At 43.2% G+C, this 15,091-nt stretch carries 12 protein-coding genes; 10 read left to right on the plus strand and 2 right to left on the minus strand.

The genetic code is table 11. The annotated features are described in order from the left end of the window. Window positions 1-48 precede the first annotated feature (48 nt). A complete protein-coding gene (locus LC20001_RS02955; RefSeq protein WP_099267109.1) occupies window positions 49-972 on the plus strand; it encodes an IS30 family transposase in 924 nt (307 codons plus the stop codon). A gap of 101 nt (window positions 973-1,073) precedes the next feature. Here the strand turns inward: LC20001_RS02955 and LC20001_RS02960 are convergent, their stop codons facing one another. Together LC20001_RS02960 and LC20001_RS02965 are read right to left on the minus strand one after the other, a co-directional pair. Continuing rightward, window positions 1,074-1,472, minus strand: a complete 399-nt coding sequence (locus LC20001_RS02960; RefSeq protein ID WP_010009294.1) for a PTS sugar transporter subunit IIA — start codon at window positions 1,470-1,472, stop codon at window positions 1,074-1,076. A 268-nt stretch (window positions 1,473-1,740) separates the two neighbouring features. Then, on the minus strand, window positions 1,741-2,724 hold the full coding sequence (locus LC20001_RS02965; RefSeq protein WP_010009293.1) for an L-lactate dehydrogenase: 984 nt from the start codon (window positions 2,722-2,724) through the stop codon (window positions 1,741-1,743). Between the two features lie 339 nt (window positions 2,725-3,063). On the opposite strand from LC20001_RS02965, the gene pth reads away from it, so the two are divergent. From pth to ftsH, 9 genes are all read left to right on the plus strand, one after another. Further along, entirely contained in the window at window positions 3,064-3,630 is a 567-nt protein-coding gene (gene pth, locus LC20001_RS02970; RefSeq protein ID WP_010009292.1) for an aminoacyl-tRNA hydrolase, read from the plus strand. A 2-nt stretch (window positions 3,631-3,632) separates the two neighbouring features. Further along, a complete protein-coding gene (mfd, locus tag LC20001_RS02975) occupies window positions 3,633-7,154 on the plus strand; it encodes a transcription-repair coupling factor (RefSeq protein WP_003679464.1) in 3,522 nt (1,173 codons plus the stop codon). Window positions 7,155-7,217: 63 nt separating this feature from the next. Next, a complete protein-coding gene (locus tag LC20001_RS02980; protein ID WP_010009291.1) occupies window positions 7,218-8,792 on the plus strand; it encodes a putative polysaccharide biosynthesis protein in 1,575 nt (524 codons plus the stop codon). A 61-nt stretch (window positions 8,793-8,853) separates the two neighbouring features. Continuing rightward, window positions 8,854-9,117: an RNA-binding S4 domain-containing protein gene (locus tag LC20001_RS02985; protein WP_003679460.1), complete on the plus strand. Its 264-nt coding sequence runs from the start codon at window positions 8,854-8,856 to the stop codon at window positions 9,115-9,117. A gap of 353 nt (window positions 9,118-9,470) precedes the next feature. Continuing rightward, window positions 9,471-9,890, plus strand: coding sequence for an FtsB family cell division protein (locus LC20001_RS02990; protein WP_035457457.1), 420 nt, complete (start codon window positions 9,471-9,473; stop codon window positions 9,888-9,890). 79 nt (window positions 9,891-9,969) lie between these two features. Further along, on the plus strand, window positions 9,970-10,473 hold the full coding sequence (locus LC20001_RS02995) for a S1 domain-containing RNA-binding protein (RefSeq protein ID WP_003679458.1): 504 nt from the start codon (window positions 9,970-9,972) through the stop codon (window positions 10,471-10,473). A 69-nt stretch (window positions 10,474-10,542) separates the two neighbouring features. Further along, window positions 10,543-11,898: a tRNA lysidine(34) synthetase TilS gene (gene tilS / locus LC20001_RS03000; protein ID WP_010009288.1), complete on the plus strand. Its 1,356-nt coding sequence runs from the start codon at window positions 10,543-10,545 to the stop codon at window positions 11,896-11,898. Between the two features lie 148 nt (window positions 11,899-12,046). Next, window positions 12,047-12,589 (plus strand): hypoxanthine phosphoribosyltransferase, encoded by a 543-nt coding sequence (gene hpt / locus LC20001_RS03005; protein ID WP_010009287.1) that lies wholly within the window; start codon window positions 12,047-12,049, stop codon window positions 12,587-12,589. Between the two features lie 293 nt (window positions 12,590-12,882). Further along, window positions 12,883-15,033 carry an ATP-dependent zinc metalloprotease FtsH gene (gene ftsH / locus LC20001_RS03010; protein ID WP_010009286.1) on the plus strand — a complete coding sequence of 717 codons (2,151 nt, stop codon included), beginning with the start codon at window positions 12,883-12,885 and terminating at the stop codon, window positions 15,031-15,033. Window positions 15,034-15,091 lie beyond the last annotated feature (58 nt).

Genomic DNA, 15,091 nt, shown 5'->3' on the forward strand with positions numbered 1-15,091 from the left:
GGTCTTTAATGGTGTCACCACAACATTCCACTAGAAAGAAGGACCTTTATGGGCACCACTATTTTATCATTTGAAGACCGCGTTGTCATCGAAACACTTCATCATGAAAAGCACTCACTTCAATATATTGCCGATTATTTAGGCTTTAGTAAAACCACTATCTTTAATGAGGTTCATCGCTTAGCTGGTGAGTATCACGCAGTTAAGGCTCAAACTGACCATGAAGTTAAACTTAGTCATCGTGGTCGTAAAACCATCTTAACGACTAACCTAAAGCGATTGATTGAAGAAAAAATCAAGATCCAAAAATGGTCAATTGAACAAGTGGCTCATGTAGTTAGAATTGCCTACAAAACCATCTATAACTGGATTGATCAGGGACTACTGGATATTAATGTGACTGATTTACCTGACCATGGTATTCGTCGCAAACGATCTAAAGAAACCCGTGGTAGTTTTAGTCATGGACGTTCCATCGAAGATCGTCCAGCTGAAATTTCTGATCGTAATACTTCAGGTCACTTCGAAGCTGATACAGTTTTATCTGGAAAACGTAAAGGTCAAGCAGTAGCTACGTTTGTCGAGCGTAAGAGTCGGCTTACCATCGTTAAACGGCTTAATGGACGAGATAGTACTTCAATGACCAAGGCTATTTTAGAATTGGCTAACCAGTTAGGAGATAATCTCAAGACCCTTACTGTTGACCATGGGAAAGAATTCGCCAACTACAATTTGATTGAAGAACAGGCCGGTGTTCCGCTGTACTTTGCGCACGCTTATTCGCCACATGAACGAGGCAGTAATGAAAATCGCAACCGAGTACTACGCCGCTTCATTCCCAAAGGTCAACCGATTGATGAGATTACCGATGATGAATTGATTCAAATTAACTGGTATTTGAATTCCCGACCACTCAAATGTTTAAATTGGCGAACACCGATTGAGATCTTTTTGCGTAATCTGCGTTACTAAATTTGTTCAAGTTATTTCTTGCAATCTGCCATATTTTTTAAATAAAAAAGAACTTGAACATGATTGTCCAAGTTCTTTTGGTATTAATGGTCAAAGCATAATTAATTATTTACTTTTTCAGCACCTAAACGCTGAGTAAAGTTCTTAGAAATAACAACGAGATCGTCTGCGTAATCGCGCAAAGAACGATAACTATTGTAAGTAGCTTCCATTAACGAGCCAATATTACAACCAGTGACAACTTGCACTTTGTCGTTATGATAAGCTAATTCGGCGCAAACTTTAAATGGTGTACCACCGAAGATATCAGTGAACAATACGGTTGGTTCGCCTGGTTTAACTTCCTTAGCTAAAGCCTTCTTATAGTCAGCTTCGGCCATACCATTTTCAAAATTTACGAATTTATAATTATCGGGAATAATTGAAAGTAGGTTGAGGGTATTTTTGATCCCATCTGCGAAACTGCCGTGACCTGTGATAATTGTTGTGTATTGTGCCATAATGCATTCCTCCATTTTACTTTAGCCTATAGGAGTCGGTTTTTAAGTTTTAAAAACTGGCTTGTGATTCCTATACTCTTATGAAAGCATTTTTATGAATAAATGTCAACGCTTACACGATTTATTAAACGGTTTTTTGCAAGATTGTAATGTGGAATTAGCTTGGTACAGCAACCGATTACACTAATTTAAATAAAAATATCGTCTTGCAGCTGGCGGCGACCAAACGCAAGGCGATATCTGAAAAATCATTTAATTTTCATGAATATTATTGGCGAGTTTCAATTCCGTTTTCCTTAAAAGCACGATCGGCTAAGTCTTTCAATTCTTTACCTGACTTAGACATTGCGGCTTGTTCGGTTTCATTCAGTGGTAATTCGATGATGTGTTTAAGCCCACCGCGGTTGATCACTGCTGGTGTGCCGATATAAATATCATCTAAACCGTACTGACCTTGCATATAAGCGGAAAGGGTGATGATGGCATTTTCATCATCAAAGATTGCTTTGGTGATCCGCGCTAAGGCAGCAGCGATGCCATAGAATGTTGCACCTTTTTTCTCGATGATATCGTAAGCTGCGTCACGGACGCTAACGAAGATCTTATCAAGATCAGCTTGAGTCACTTCAGGATGATGTTCCATGAATTCGCTCATCCGTTCGCCACCGAAAGTTAAATGTGACCAAACAGAGAATTCAGAATCACCGTGTTCACCCATGATGTAGCCGTGCACTGAACGTGCAGCGACACCAACTAATTCAGCGACTGCTTGGCGTAAGCGAGCAGTATCTAAGGAAGTTCCTGAACCAATAACGCGTTCTTGTGGGAAGCCGGATAATTTCCAAGTGGCGTAAGTTAAGATGTCAACTGGGTTGGCTGCGACTAAGAAAATACCGTCAAAGCCAGATTCGACGATTGGATCAACGATTGATTTAAGAATTTTTAGGTTTTTACTAACGAGATCAAGACGTGTTTCACCTGGTTTTTGTGGTGCACCAGCAGTGATCACAACGACATCGGCGTCTTTAGCATCAGCATAAGTGCCGGCATAGATCGTTTTTGGTGAGTTCCAGGCTAACGCATGGGAAAGATCCAGTGCGTCACCTTCCGTTTTTTCCTTCGCAATATCGACGATGGCAATTTCTTGCGCAATACCTTGTAAGACAAGTGCAAAGGCATAACTAGAGCCTACCGCACCGTCACCGACCAAAAGCACTTTTTGATGTTTTTCAGTTGCCAAGATAGCTTTCATCCCTTCTTGTGGAGCAATTATTTTTTGGAAATTTCATCATAGCATACCCAGTTTGATTTGCCTAAGAAAAAGTGAAAAATCTAATGAAAATGCAAAGATTTAACTTAAAAGTTATTTTAGGATAAAATTATAGTTTATCTTTTTGCGGTTCCTGTTAACGAAAAACTAATATATGATGACTTCTAAATTCCATGTACCAACAGCACAGTAATGCGTTAGTGGGTATGTTATAATAGCCAATAATAATTCTGTTGTAACCGGCAATTTAATTTTGCCGGTCGTTTTCGTGTCATGATTTTTAAGAACGCGAAAAATATAGATAAGGTGGAGAGTTCACAAATGAAAATGATCGTTGGTTTAGGTAATCCTGGCAAAAAATATGAACAAACTAAACATAATGTTGGTTTTATGACTATAGATCGAATGGCAGCAGCACATCAGGTCACGTTTAGTCATAATCAATTTGAAGCAAATTACGCCACTTACTTTGAAAATGATGAAAAAGTTTACTTAGTTAAGCCGCAGACTTTTATGAATGATTCTGGGCGAGCAGTTAAGCCATTGATGACCTACTACCAGATCCAGTTGGCTGAGCTGATGGTGGTTTATGATGATATGGACTTAGTGCCCGGACGTCTGCGCTTACGGGAGCATGGTTCAGCTGGTGGTCATAACGGCATTAAAAGTTTGATCAGTTTCTTGCAGACATCTGATTTTAATCGCGTACGGATTGGTACAGGGCATCCTGAACGGCGTAGCGTGGTCGATTGGGTCCTATCACCCTTTAGTGATGAGGCACGGCCATTAGTTGATCGGAGTATTGATACCGCCATCGAGGCACTTGAAGATTGGGTCAAAGGCGCTGATTTCATGCAGGTAATGAATCATTACAATCGGAAGGGATAGTTATGGATTTAACAGAACTGCTTTTACAAGCACCGAAAATTAAAGATTGGCTAGGTCAGGTGACACCGCATAGTCGGCAGTTAGTTACTGGTTTACAGGACTCGGCGCGCTCATTATTGCTCAGTGCTATTTTACGAGCTAAGAAGCAGCCAATGTTAGTGGTAACAAATAGTTTATTTAATGCGAGTCAGTTAGTGGATGATTTGACGAATTTATTGCCGGAAACACAGGTTAAATTATTCCCGGTAGACGAAGTGATGGCGGCACAAGTAGCAGTCAGCTCACCTGAATATCGGAGTGAGCGGGTACAGGCGCTGACTTTTTTGGCGCAACAGCAGCCGGGGATCGTGGTTGCTTCTCTAGCTGGAATTCGCCAATTATTACCAACACCGGAAATGTGGCGGGCTAGTGCTTTGACCATCAAACCTGGCGGCGAGTTAGATCCGTTGCAATTACGGCAACAGCTAGTTGGCATGGGCTATACCCGCGAACAGCTAGTTGGTCGTCCTGGTGAGTTTGCGATGCGTGGCGATATTATTGATATCTACCCATTGACAGCCGCCAATCCCGTGCGAATTGATTTATTTGATACGGAAGTCGACTCATTACGGTATTTTGAAGCAAGCACGCAACGCAGTATTGAAAATTTATCTGAGTTTACCTTGTTGCCAGCAACGGATTTTTTGGTGACGCCAGAATTACTGCAACAGGCGGCACCGACAGTCAAAAAAGCCTATCAAACTGAGTTAGCCACTTTGAAAGAAGCCAGTGAACGGACTGCCCTGACGGATCATTTAACGCCAGTGATCGCAGCCCTAGAAAAGGGCGAAGTAGTCCCTGAATTAGTGCGTTATCGCGATTTGATCTATGCACCGGCCGCTAATTTAACCGATTATCTACCGGATGATGGCTTAGTGATTTTAGATGATTATCCGCGGATGCAAGAAAGCGAAACTGAATTAGCAGCGGACGCAGCACAATGGTTATCCGAGGAATTAGCTAATCAGCGAATGCTGCACAGCCAAAGCGTCAGTACAGAGTTGAAAACTTTGTTACGTAAAAATAAGCACACGCATCTTTATTTGACCTTGTTCCAAAAAGGGATGGGTAATTTACGTTTAGATCAGATCCTTGACTTACAAAATCGCGACATGCAACAATTTTTTGGCCAAATGCCGCTCTTAAAGGCGGAAATTGATCGTTGGCAAGTGCAGCAGCAAACGGTTGTGGTGATGGTTGGCGATGATGAACGGCGGGAACGTGTCGGTCGTATTTTGCGTGACTTTAAGATGCAAGCCACGTTGGCAAAACCCGATACACTGCAGCTGCAACAAGTACAGATCGTTGCCGCAACGCTACAAAATGGATTTGAATTACCTGATGCCAATCTGGTTGTGATCACCGAAAAAGAATTATTCAATCAACCAATTAAGAAGCGAGTGCGGCGGCAAACACTAGCTAACGCTGAACGAATCAAAAGTTACAATGAGCTGAATCCTGGTGATTACGTAGTTCACGTTAATCACGGGATCGGTAAGTATGTGGGGATGCAGACGCTAGAAGTTGATGGTGCGCATCAAGACTACATTACGATCTTGTACCAAGATAACGCTAAACTGTTCATTCCAGTTAGCCAGCTCAATTTGGTTCAGAAATATGTTGCCTCAGAAGGTAAAACGCCGCGGGTCAATAAACTTGGCGGTAGTGAATGGGCTAAAACCAAACGCAAAGTCAGTTCCAAAATCGAAGACATTGCGGATGATCTGATCGAATTGTACGCGCAACGAGAAGCCGAAAAAGGGTATGCATTCTCACCAGATAATGAATACCAGCGCGAATTTGAGGACGCTTTTCCCTACACGGAAACTGATGACCAACTGCGGAGTGTAGCTGAGATCAAGCACGATATGGAGCGGCCGAAGCCAATGGATCGACTGTTGGTCGGTGATGTTGGTTTTGGTAAAACTGAAGTGGCTTTACGGGCGATTTTTAAAGCAATTCAAGACGGCAAACAAGCGGCCTTTTTAGTACCGACAACAATTTTGGCGCAGCAGCATTTTGATACAATGATGCAACGCTTCGCTGATTTTCCGGTGCAAGTCGAATTGTTATCGCGTTTCCGGACGGCCAAGCAGATCAAGGCTTCGTTAGCGGCAATCAAAAGTGGTCAAGCCGATGTAGTTATCGGGACTCACCGTATTTTATCGAAGGACGTTGAATTTCGAGATCTTGGCTTGCTAGTGGTTGATGAAGAGCAGCGTTTTGGTGTTAAGGCCAAAGAACGGCTAAAAACATTGCGTTCTAATGTCGATGTATTGACGATGACCGCGACGCCGATTCCTCGGACGTTGAATATGTCAATGGTTGGGGTGCGTGATCTATCCGTGATCGAGACGCCACCAGCTAATCGGTATCCAGTGCAGACTTATGTAATGGAACAAAATGCAGGGGCACTACGTTCTGGAATTGAACGCGAATTGGCGCGTGGTGGTCAAGTGTTCTATTTGCATAATCGAGTGGAGGATATTGAACGAACAGTGGCCAATATTGAGGCACTAGTGCCGGAAGCAACCGTCACTTATGCCCATGGTCAGATGACTGAGGCACAGTTGGAGAACACGTTATATGAATTTGTGCATGGTCAGTATGATGTGATCGTGACTACGACAATCATCGAAAACGGTGTTAATATGCCGAATGTCAATACATTATTTGTAGAAGACGCTGACCATATGGGCTTGGCGCAGCTATATCAGTTGCGGGGTCGAGTTGGTCGGAGCAGCCGGGTAGGCTATGCTTATTTCATGTACCGACAGGATAAGGTGTTAACTGAAATCAGTGAGAAGCGGTTAGCAGCGATCCGAGATTTTACTGAACTAGGTTCCGGCTTCAAAATTGCTATGCGTGACTTGTCGATTCGCGGTGCTGGTAATTTATTAGGTAAGCAGCAGCACGGTTTTATTGATTCAGTTGGCTACGATCTGTACTCGCAGATGCTGGCGGATGCTGTCGCCCAGAAACAAGGCAAAGCCGTGCAAGCTAAAAGTGATGCTGAACTTGATTTAGGTATCGAGGCTTATTTGCCTAGTGAGTACATCACTGATCAACGGCAGAAAATTGAATTGTATAAGCGTGTGCGCGAATTATCTAGTCCGGCTGACTTGGAAGAATTGCAGGCTGATCTGTTTGATCGCTTCGGGGATTATCCGGATCCAGTTGCTCATTTACTGGCGATCGGCTTATTGAAAGTCTATGCGGATCAAGCGTTAGTTGAACGTATTCGCCACGTCGACCAACAGTTGCGGGTCAAATTATCGGCTAAAGGAACGCGCCAGATCGCACCAGAAGATGTGTTTAAGGCGTTAAGTAAAACTAAATTAAAGGCCACTGTTAAAATGGATGGCGATAAATTAGTGATCACCTTGATCATTCAGCCGAAAATGCGCCAACCGGATTGGCTGGAAGAACTAACTCAGTTCTTAACGGGTCTGGCTGCCATCGTTCAACAGGCGACACCTGCATGAGCTATATTGTTAGCGTGGGTGTAGCCGTCAAGCAAGTTGCTAGATGCGGAGTAGAGGTGAGTGATGCAAAATAAACAAATGAAGCACGTCGTCAATGGCGCATTTATCTTATCGCTGGCAGCCCTGATTGCGAAGATCTTGAGCGCTGTGTATCGCGTGCCCTTTCAAAATTTAGTTGGGAATACTGGCTTTTACGTTTACCAGCAGATCTATCCGTTATACGGAATTGGTATGACCTTTGCGTTATCTGGCTTACCCGTTTTTATTTCCAAACTGATTGCCGAACAAACTGATTCTGGGTGGCAACGTGAAACGTTGCGCCGTAGTGCCGTACTTTTGACATTTCTATCGGTGCTAATTTTCATCGGTTTACAAGTTGGCGCAGAGCAGATTGCGCAGTCAATGGGTGACCATCAGTTAGCGCCATTGATCGATGCAGTCGCATGGATGTTTCTTTTTATGCCATGGTTGGCCGTTAGTCGTGGCTTTTTCCAAGGTCGTTTTATCATGGTACCGACGGCGTTGTCACAAGTCATTGAGCAGATCGTACGCGTGGCCGTTATTCTGATTGCTGCAGTTTGGGCAGTGCAGGGGCACTGGTCTGTTTATAAAATGGGAACCTGGGCGATGAGCGGTGCGGCTTTTGGGGCATTGGCTTCTAGTGGTGTGCTGCTTTATTTTTGGTGGCGGCGTGAACGACAACCACAGGGCAATATGAGTGAAGTAGCGGTCCCGCGTTATCGCGATTTATTGCGTCGCTTCTTAGCTGAAGGTGGTTCGTTGTGCCTATTTGCATCGTTGATCGTCTTGCTACAGTTAGTCGATTCCTTTTCAGTTAAAAATAATTTAGTTGTGGCTGGGCTCGGTCAAGCGGCGGCTAAAAGCTTAAAAGGGGTATATGATCGTGGGCAGCCATTAGTTCAACTTGGTTTAGTCTTGGCAACGGCCTTATCCACGTCACTGTTGCCTAGTTTGACCAGAGCGCTACAACGACAACGGCAAAATGAGTTTTATCGACAAGCAGTGATGATGATTCGATTGAGCTGTGCGTTTTCTGTGGCGGCCGCTGGTGGGTTGATTGCCTTGATGCCCGGTGTTAATCGATTATTATTTGGGGATACCCACGGTGATCTTGCGTTAGGCCTATATATGTTGAGTATTGTTTTAGTCGCCTTGATCTCAAGCTACAGCAGTGTTTTCCAAAGCTTAGGTGAATACCATTTACCCACAGTGGCTTTACTACTTGGGTTAGTCGTCAAATTAGCGATCAATGGCTGGGCAGTGCGACAGTGGCAGATCAATGGGGCCAGTGGCGCAACAGTTTTCGCATTGGCAGTTATGTTTTGGCTGCTTTGGTGGCATTCGCGTAATTATATTCGCCAGGCACTATTCCGGCAGAATTTTTTAGGTAAGCTATTTGTCTGCACTGGTGGGATGGTACTAGTAGTTGGTGTTTTGTACGCACAACTTGTACAATGGTTACAACCTGGCCGTTTAGCCACCGGAGGCTTAGTTTTACTTTGTGTTGCATTAGGTGGCGGCGTGTTCCTTTTTCTGGCGCGTAAGTTGCGCCTGCTAACTATTCGTGAATGGTTGGCGTTGCCATTAGGTAAGAAATTTTTACGCCGATTCAAATAGTAGTACATCGCGCTGTATTTTTGACATAAAATTAACCACTATTGAGAGGAAGTTAAATATTATGCGTTTAGATAAGTTTTTAAAAGTATCGCGGATCATCAAACGACGGACCGTTGCTAAGGAAATTGCCGATAAAGGTCGTATTTTGATCAATGACAAAGTGGCAAAATCTTCCACGGACGTTTCGGTTGGTGATATCATCACAATCAAATTTGGCAATAAAACGTTGACGGTTAAAGTCAATGCCTTGTTGGAAACAACTAAAAAGGATGCGGCTGAACAAATGTATGAAATCGTTTCAGAAACTTTTGCCGAAAAGTTTTAAGCATACGGGCTGGAAGCTAATAACGTTATTAGCAAAAAACACTAATATTAATTGAATTTTATGAAATAATAGTTGTTTCTGCGTGGACACTACGAGGAAAGCTTGCTATACTTTGGGTAGAAATCAGGTGTGGTTTAGAACACCGATGGAACAGCAGTTTAAGGCTGCCTAGAGTGTGTGAAAAATTGATACTGCGTCAGTATTTATGCTTTAATTTAGCGTAAACGTGGTTGAAAAAATAGATTATGAGCTACGTTAAGTCAAAGATCTTATTGATTAGACCGGCTGTCGGTCATGATTTAAGCACTTTTCCAACACACTTGCATACTTTGAATGAAAGTGAGGATGCGGTTATGTTGCTTACTCAGAAAAAAAAGCCAACTAAACAATCAGCTAAAGCGACAGTTGACCCCTATACTGAGATTGAACGTGCACGACAACAAAAGCAAGCGCGGACGCATTATGTGCATCGGGTGCACAAGCGACGAATCATATTGTTGTTTGCGTTATTAGCCGCAATCTTTTTGGTATGTGGCGTGCAGATCTATCAAGCACGACAATCGTTAGCAACAACTAATGCCCAAGTTGCCACCAAAAAAGTTAAACTTAAAAAAAATCAAGCGCAGCAACGTAAATTAAAATTACAGGAATCACAGTTGAAAAACGATGATTATTTACAACAGGTCATTCGGCAAAAGTACTATTATTCAAAGAATAATGAGACTATTTATAGTTTGCCACAGGATAAAGCCCCGACGATCTCAACAAAATAAAACCATTGTAAGACGCTTGCAACGACCCTTTCCTGTGCTATACTTATGAGTACATGATTTAAGGAGGAAAAACTTTTTTATGTCAATTGAAGTCGGAGCTAAAGTTTCTGGTAAGGTTTCTGGAATCACGAATTTTGGTGCGTTTATCGATTTAGGTAATCGTAAGACAGGCCTAGTTCATATTAGTGAAATTTCGGATAGCTATGTTAAAGATATTCATGATGTTCTTTCTGTTGGCGATGAAGTCACAGTTAAGGTTATGTCCGTTGGTGATGACGGTAAGATCGGTTTATCGATCCGCAAGGCGGTTGATAAGCCGGCTACTGAACACCAAGAGCACAACAATCATCACGCACCACATCGTTCAAATGATTCTAATCCGCGGCAGAATAATCGTTCCAATCATACTAGCTCACATACATCAGGTCGAGCTAATGGTGGTCGGCGCCATTTTCAAGAAACCAAGAAGGAAGACTTTGACGATCTTTTATCCGATTTCCTTAAAGACAGTGAAGCACGTTTAACTGACTTAAAGCGAAATACTGAAGGCAAGCGCGGTGGCCGTGGCGGTCGTCGTAGTTAATATACAAAGTCAGCGAGCTCGGGATTTCCTGAGCTCGTTTTTTAGTTGAGTGAAAGTGAGGTGGTTTACATGCAAGACGCATTTACGGCCCATATCGAGCAATTGCAGTTGTGGCGTGCGCAGACACCAGTATTAGTGGCGGTATCAACAGGAGCGGATTCAATGGCGTTACTCGACTTACTAGCGCATTTACCAGTAGCACTACGCCCGCAAATCAATGTCGTTCATGTCAATCATCAGTTACGAGCAGCCAGCGTGCGCGAAGCCGCTTTTTTGACTGATTATTGTGCTAGGCATGGCTGGCCACTTTATCAGACCAAGTGGCCAATGGCGGAACATCCAGTACACGGTACTGAGGCGGCGGCACGGGCGTTTCGCTATGCTTATTTTGCTCAGGTCTTACAGCAACAGAAGATTTCAGTATTGCTGACGGCACATCACGCGGATGATCAGTTAGAGACGCTATTGATGCGTTTAGTGCGTGGTGGTGATATCCAGCAATTAGCGGCGATCGCAACGCAGCGTCCCTTTCACCAGGCAAAGTTGGTGCGACCACTATTACCATTTACGCGGCAACAATTACGTACTTATGTAGCCGCGCGAAAGCTGACTTTTTTCGAGGACGAGACGAACCAAGATCCGCGATTTACGCGTAATCGTTTGCGGCAACGGGTGGTGCCGGTATTGAAACAAATGCAACCATTGGCGGCTGAACATGCGGCCGATTATGTTGTGCAACTGCAACGGTTATTACGGGTAAATCAGCGCCAAATGGATCAGGTTCTAGCTGATTGTGGTGATTTTTTAGCGATTGGCTATCGGGGCGATTTGACTCAGTGGCAGCAATTAGATACTGACGTTCAGTATCTGGCATTGGAGCGACTCTTAACACGTTTGTTGGTGCAACAAGGCATCACGGTTAAGCAGCGGCAAAAAAAAGAATTGCAGCAATTGTTGCAGCATTCGCGCGCGCAGACAACTTTAAATTTAGCCGCTGGTTGGCAATTTGTGAAAAGTTATCAGGCGTTTACGATCATGCCCGCTACAACAGCAGTGGGCCAAACGAGTTACACCTTGGCACCAGGAGCGACTTGCCAAGTGAACGGGCTGCAAGTGAGTTTACAGGCGGGAACCGCTACTGTATCAGAAGCTGACGATAGTTTAGAGGTTTGGTTAGCATCGGCTGAACTACCGCTAAAAATTCGCCACCGACAACCAGGCGATCGCTTATCATTGCGCAATGGTCATCAAAAAATTAACCGAATTTTGATCGATCAAAAAATTCCGCAGCAGCAACGGGACCGCCTGTGGTTGATCACAACGCAGCAAAATACCGTACTTTGGCTACTAGATGTGAAAAAATCGCAATTGTTTAACCCGCAACAAACTGATAAAATACATTACAGACTAATTATTAAAAAATAAGGTTGATTGCCTGTGTTTATGGTAAGCTGTTTGTTGAGTACTACTGCTAATAAACAGCTTAAATGTGTCTAGAAATAGTGTGAAAAAGATACTGTCTCAAAATGGACAATTAAGGCGCAACTAGTGTAAATTGGAGAGGAGTTTACTGATGCATCAGGATATTGAAAGTATTCTGTACGATCAAGAAGCAATTGCCCAAGTAACCGCGCGCTTAGGACAACAATTGACCACTGATTATGCAGGAAAAAATCCACTGGTGATCTGTGTTTTAAAGGGTGCGATGCTATTTATGGCGGATCTTGTCCGGCAGATCGATACGCATTTAGAGATGGATTTCTTAGATGTTTCCAGTTATCAAGGTGGTACAGAGTCGACTGGTGAGGTCAAGATCATTAAGGATCTTGATACGCCGATCAAGGATCGTGACGTTTTGATTGTGGAAGATATTGTGGATACGGGACGCACTTTGAATTATTTGGTTGACCTACTTAAGTATCGTCAAGCTAAATCAGTTAAGATCTGTACTTTATTGAATAAGCCAGAGACCCGTGTTGTTCCTGTTGAAGCAGACTATGTCGGTTTTAAGGTGCCTAATGCCTTTTTAGTTGGTTATGGTCTAGATTATGCTGAACAATACCGTAACTTACCGTACATTGGTATTTTAAAAGCTTCAGTTTACCAAAATAAATAAAGCATTTTTAGTGTCACACGGTAGTGATTCGTACATAAAAGGTTGAACGATCATAATCTTGGTAGATCACTGCACAAACTGATACTAAGCTGGTGCATAAAATCTGAATGCTTTTCCAAACCAACTCTGGTTTAAGCCCTGTATTTGCAGAAAATCAGTACGTCAATACTGATGAAATTCATCAAACGAAATAATAGTCAATGAAAGTCAAATATGCTATTATCAATAACTGAAATGATATGACAAGGTATCATTTTTAAATCGAAATAGTAATTTGGAAACGGAGGTCACGTATGAATAATAAGCGAAATGGACTTTTTCGCAATAGTCTGTTTTATATTGTTATTTTCCTAAGTTTGATTGGGATCATTTACTTCTTCTCAAACGGGCAGTCAAATTCGCAGTCTAAAGAATTACAGTCTAGTGAATTTATTAGCCAATTAAGAAATAACAAGATCAAAGACTTTAGTGTACAGCCAAATAATGGTGTCTATAAGATCACCGGTGACTATCGCAAAGCGCAAAAAGTTTCCTCAAATAGCGGCGGTTTTGGTTTAGTGCCAAATTCGAAGACAAGTGTTAAGAGCTTTACAACAGTCATGTTGGATAGCGATTCACAAGTAGCACAAGTCGTTCGTTTAGCTGAAAAGAATAATATTAAGATGGATACCAAGGCTGAAGAGTCAAGTGGTTTCTGGATTCAAATTTTGTTGTACGCTCTACCATTAGTGATGATCATTTTCTTCTTCTACATGATGATGGGTCAAGCTGGTCAAGGTGGCGGCAACAACCGGGTCATGAACTTTGGTAAATCCAAGGTCAAACCTGCCGATAAAAAAGCTAATAAAGTTCGTTTCTCTGATGTGGCCGGTGCCGAAGAAGAGAAACAAGAATTGGTTGAAGTCGTTGAATTCTTGAAGGATCCACGTAAGTTCGTCTCCCTAGGTGCCCGCATACCGGCAGGTGTCTTGTTGGAGGGTCCTCCTGGTACTGGTAAAACTTTGCTGGCTAAAGCAGTTGCCGGTGAAGCTGGCGTTCCGTTCTACTCGATCTCAGGCTCTGACTTCGTTGAAATGTTCGTCGGTGTTGGTGCTAGCCGTGTTCGTGACTTGTTTGAACAAGCCAAGAAGAGTGCGCCAGCAATTATCTTCATTGATGAAATTGATGCCGTTGGTCGTAAGCGTGGTAATGGCATGGGTGGCGGTCACGATGAACGTGAACAAACCTTAAACCAATTGTTAGTTGAACTTGATGGTTTTACCGGTAGTGAAGGGGTTATCGTCATTGCGGCAACTAACCGTTCTGATGTCCTTGATCCAGCCTTACTTCGTCCCGGCCGTTTTGACCGTAAGATTTTGGTCGGCAGTCCTGACGTTAAAGGCCGTGAAGCTATTTTGAAAGTACATGCTAAGAATAAGCCATTGGCCGATGATGTTGATTTGAAGGTTTTGGCTAAGACGACACCAGGTTTTGTTGGTGCTGATCTGGAAAACTTATTGAACGAAGCGGCTTTAGTTGCGGCTCGCCGTGATAAGAAGAAGATCGACGCTGCTGATGTTGATGAAGCTGAAGATCGGGTGATCGCTGGTCCTGCTAAGCGTGATCGTGTTATCAGTCCTAAAGAACGTAATATGGTGGCTTTCCATGAAGCTGGCCATACGATCGTTGGTTTAGTCTTAAGTGATTCACGTGTCGTTCGTAAAGTAACCATCGTACCACGTGGCCGCGCAGGCGGTTATGCAATCATGTTGCCACGTGAAGATCAATTCTTGATGACTAAGAAAGAATTGACTGAACAAATCGTTGGTTTGCTTGGTGGACGGACGGCCGAAGAAATTATTTTCGGTACTCAATCAACTGGGGCTTCTAATGACTTTGAACAGGCAACCCAATTAGCACGAGCAATGGTGACTCAATACGGGATGAGCGCTAAATTAGGTGACATTCAGTATGAAGGTCCCGCAATGCAGCAAACAGAATTTGGCGTTCGACCATATTCTGAAGCAACTGCAACTGCAATTGATGATGAAGTTCGTCGAATTATGAACGAAGCACATCAACAAGCTTACGAAATTATTCAAGCACATCGAGATCAGCATAAGTTGATTGCTGAAGAATTGCTCAAGCGCGAAACCTTGAATGAAAAACAAATTCTCAGCTTGTTCAACACTGGTGAAATGCCCGATGAAGCTGGTACGGAAGAATTTCCAAGTGAAAAGGCAGCAACTTTTGAACAATCCAAGCAAGAATTGGAACGTCAAGATGCTGAAAAACAAGTGAAAGATAAGCAAAATACCGATGGTTCTGATTCAGCAACAGCACAATCAGATGATTCGGCTGCAACTGCTGACTCAACCGCTGCTGATTCTGCGTCCGCACAATCTGACGTTGCTTCTAACGCCGATTCAGCTGACTCGCAATCAGATGACGATCATAATGCATAAAACAAAGGGCTGGAGCAAATGTTCCGGCCCTTCGTTTCGTAAAAAATTTACAATAAAA

The sequence above is a fragment of the Loigolactobacillus coryniformis subsp. coryniformis KCTC 3167 = DSM 20001 genome (assembly GCF_002706425.1).
In the GTDB taxonomy this organism is placed as follows: Bacteria; Bacillota; Bacilli; order Lactobacillales; family Lactobacillaceae; genus Loigolactobacillus; species Loigolactobacillus coryniformis.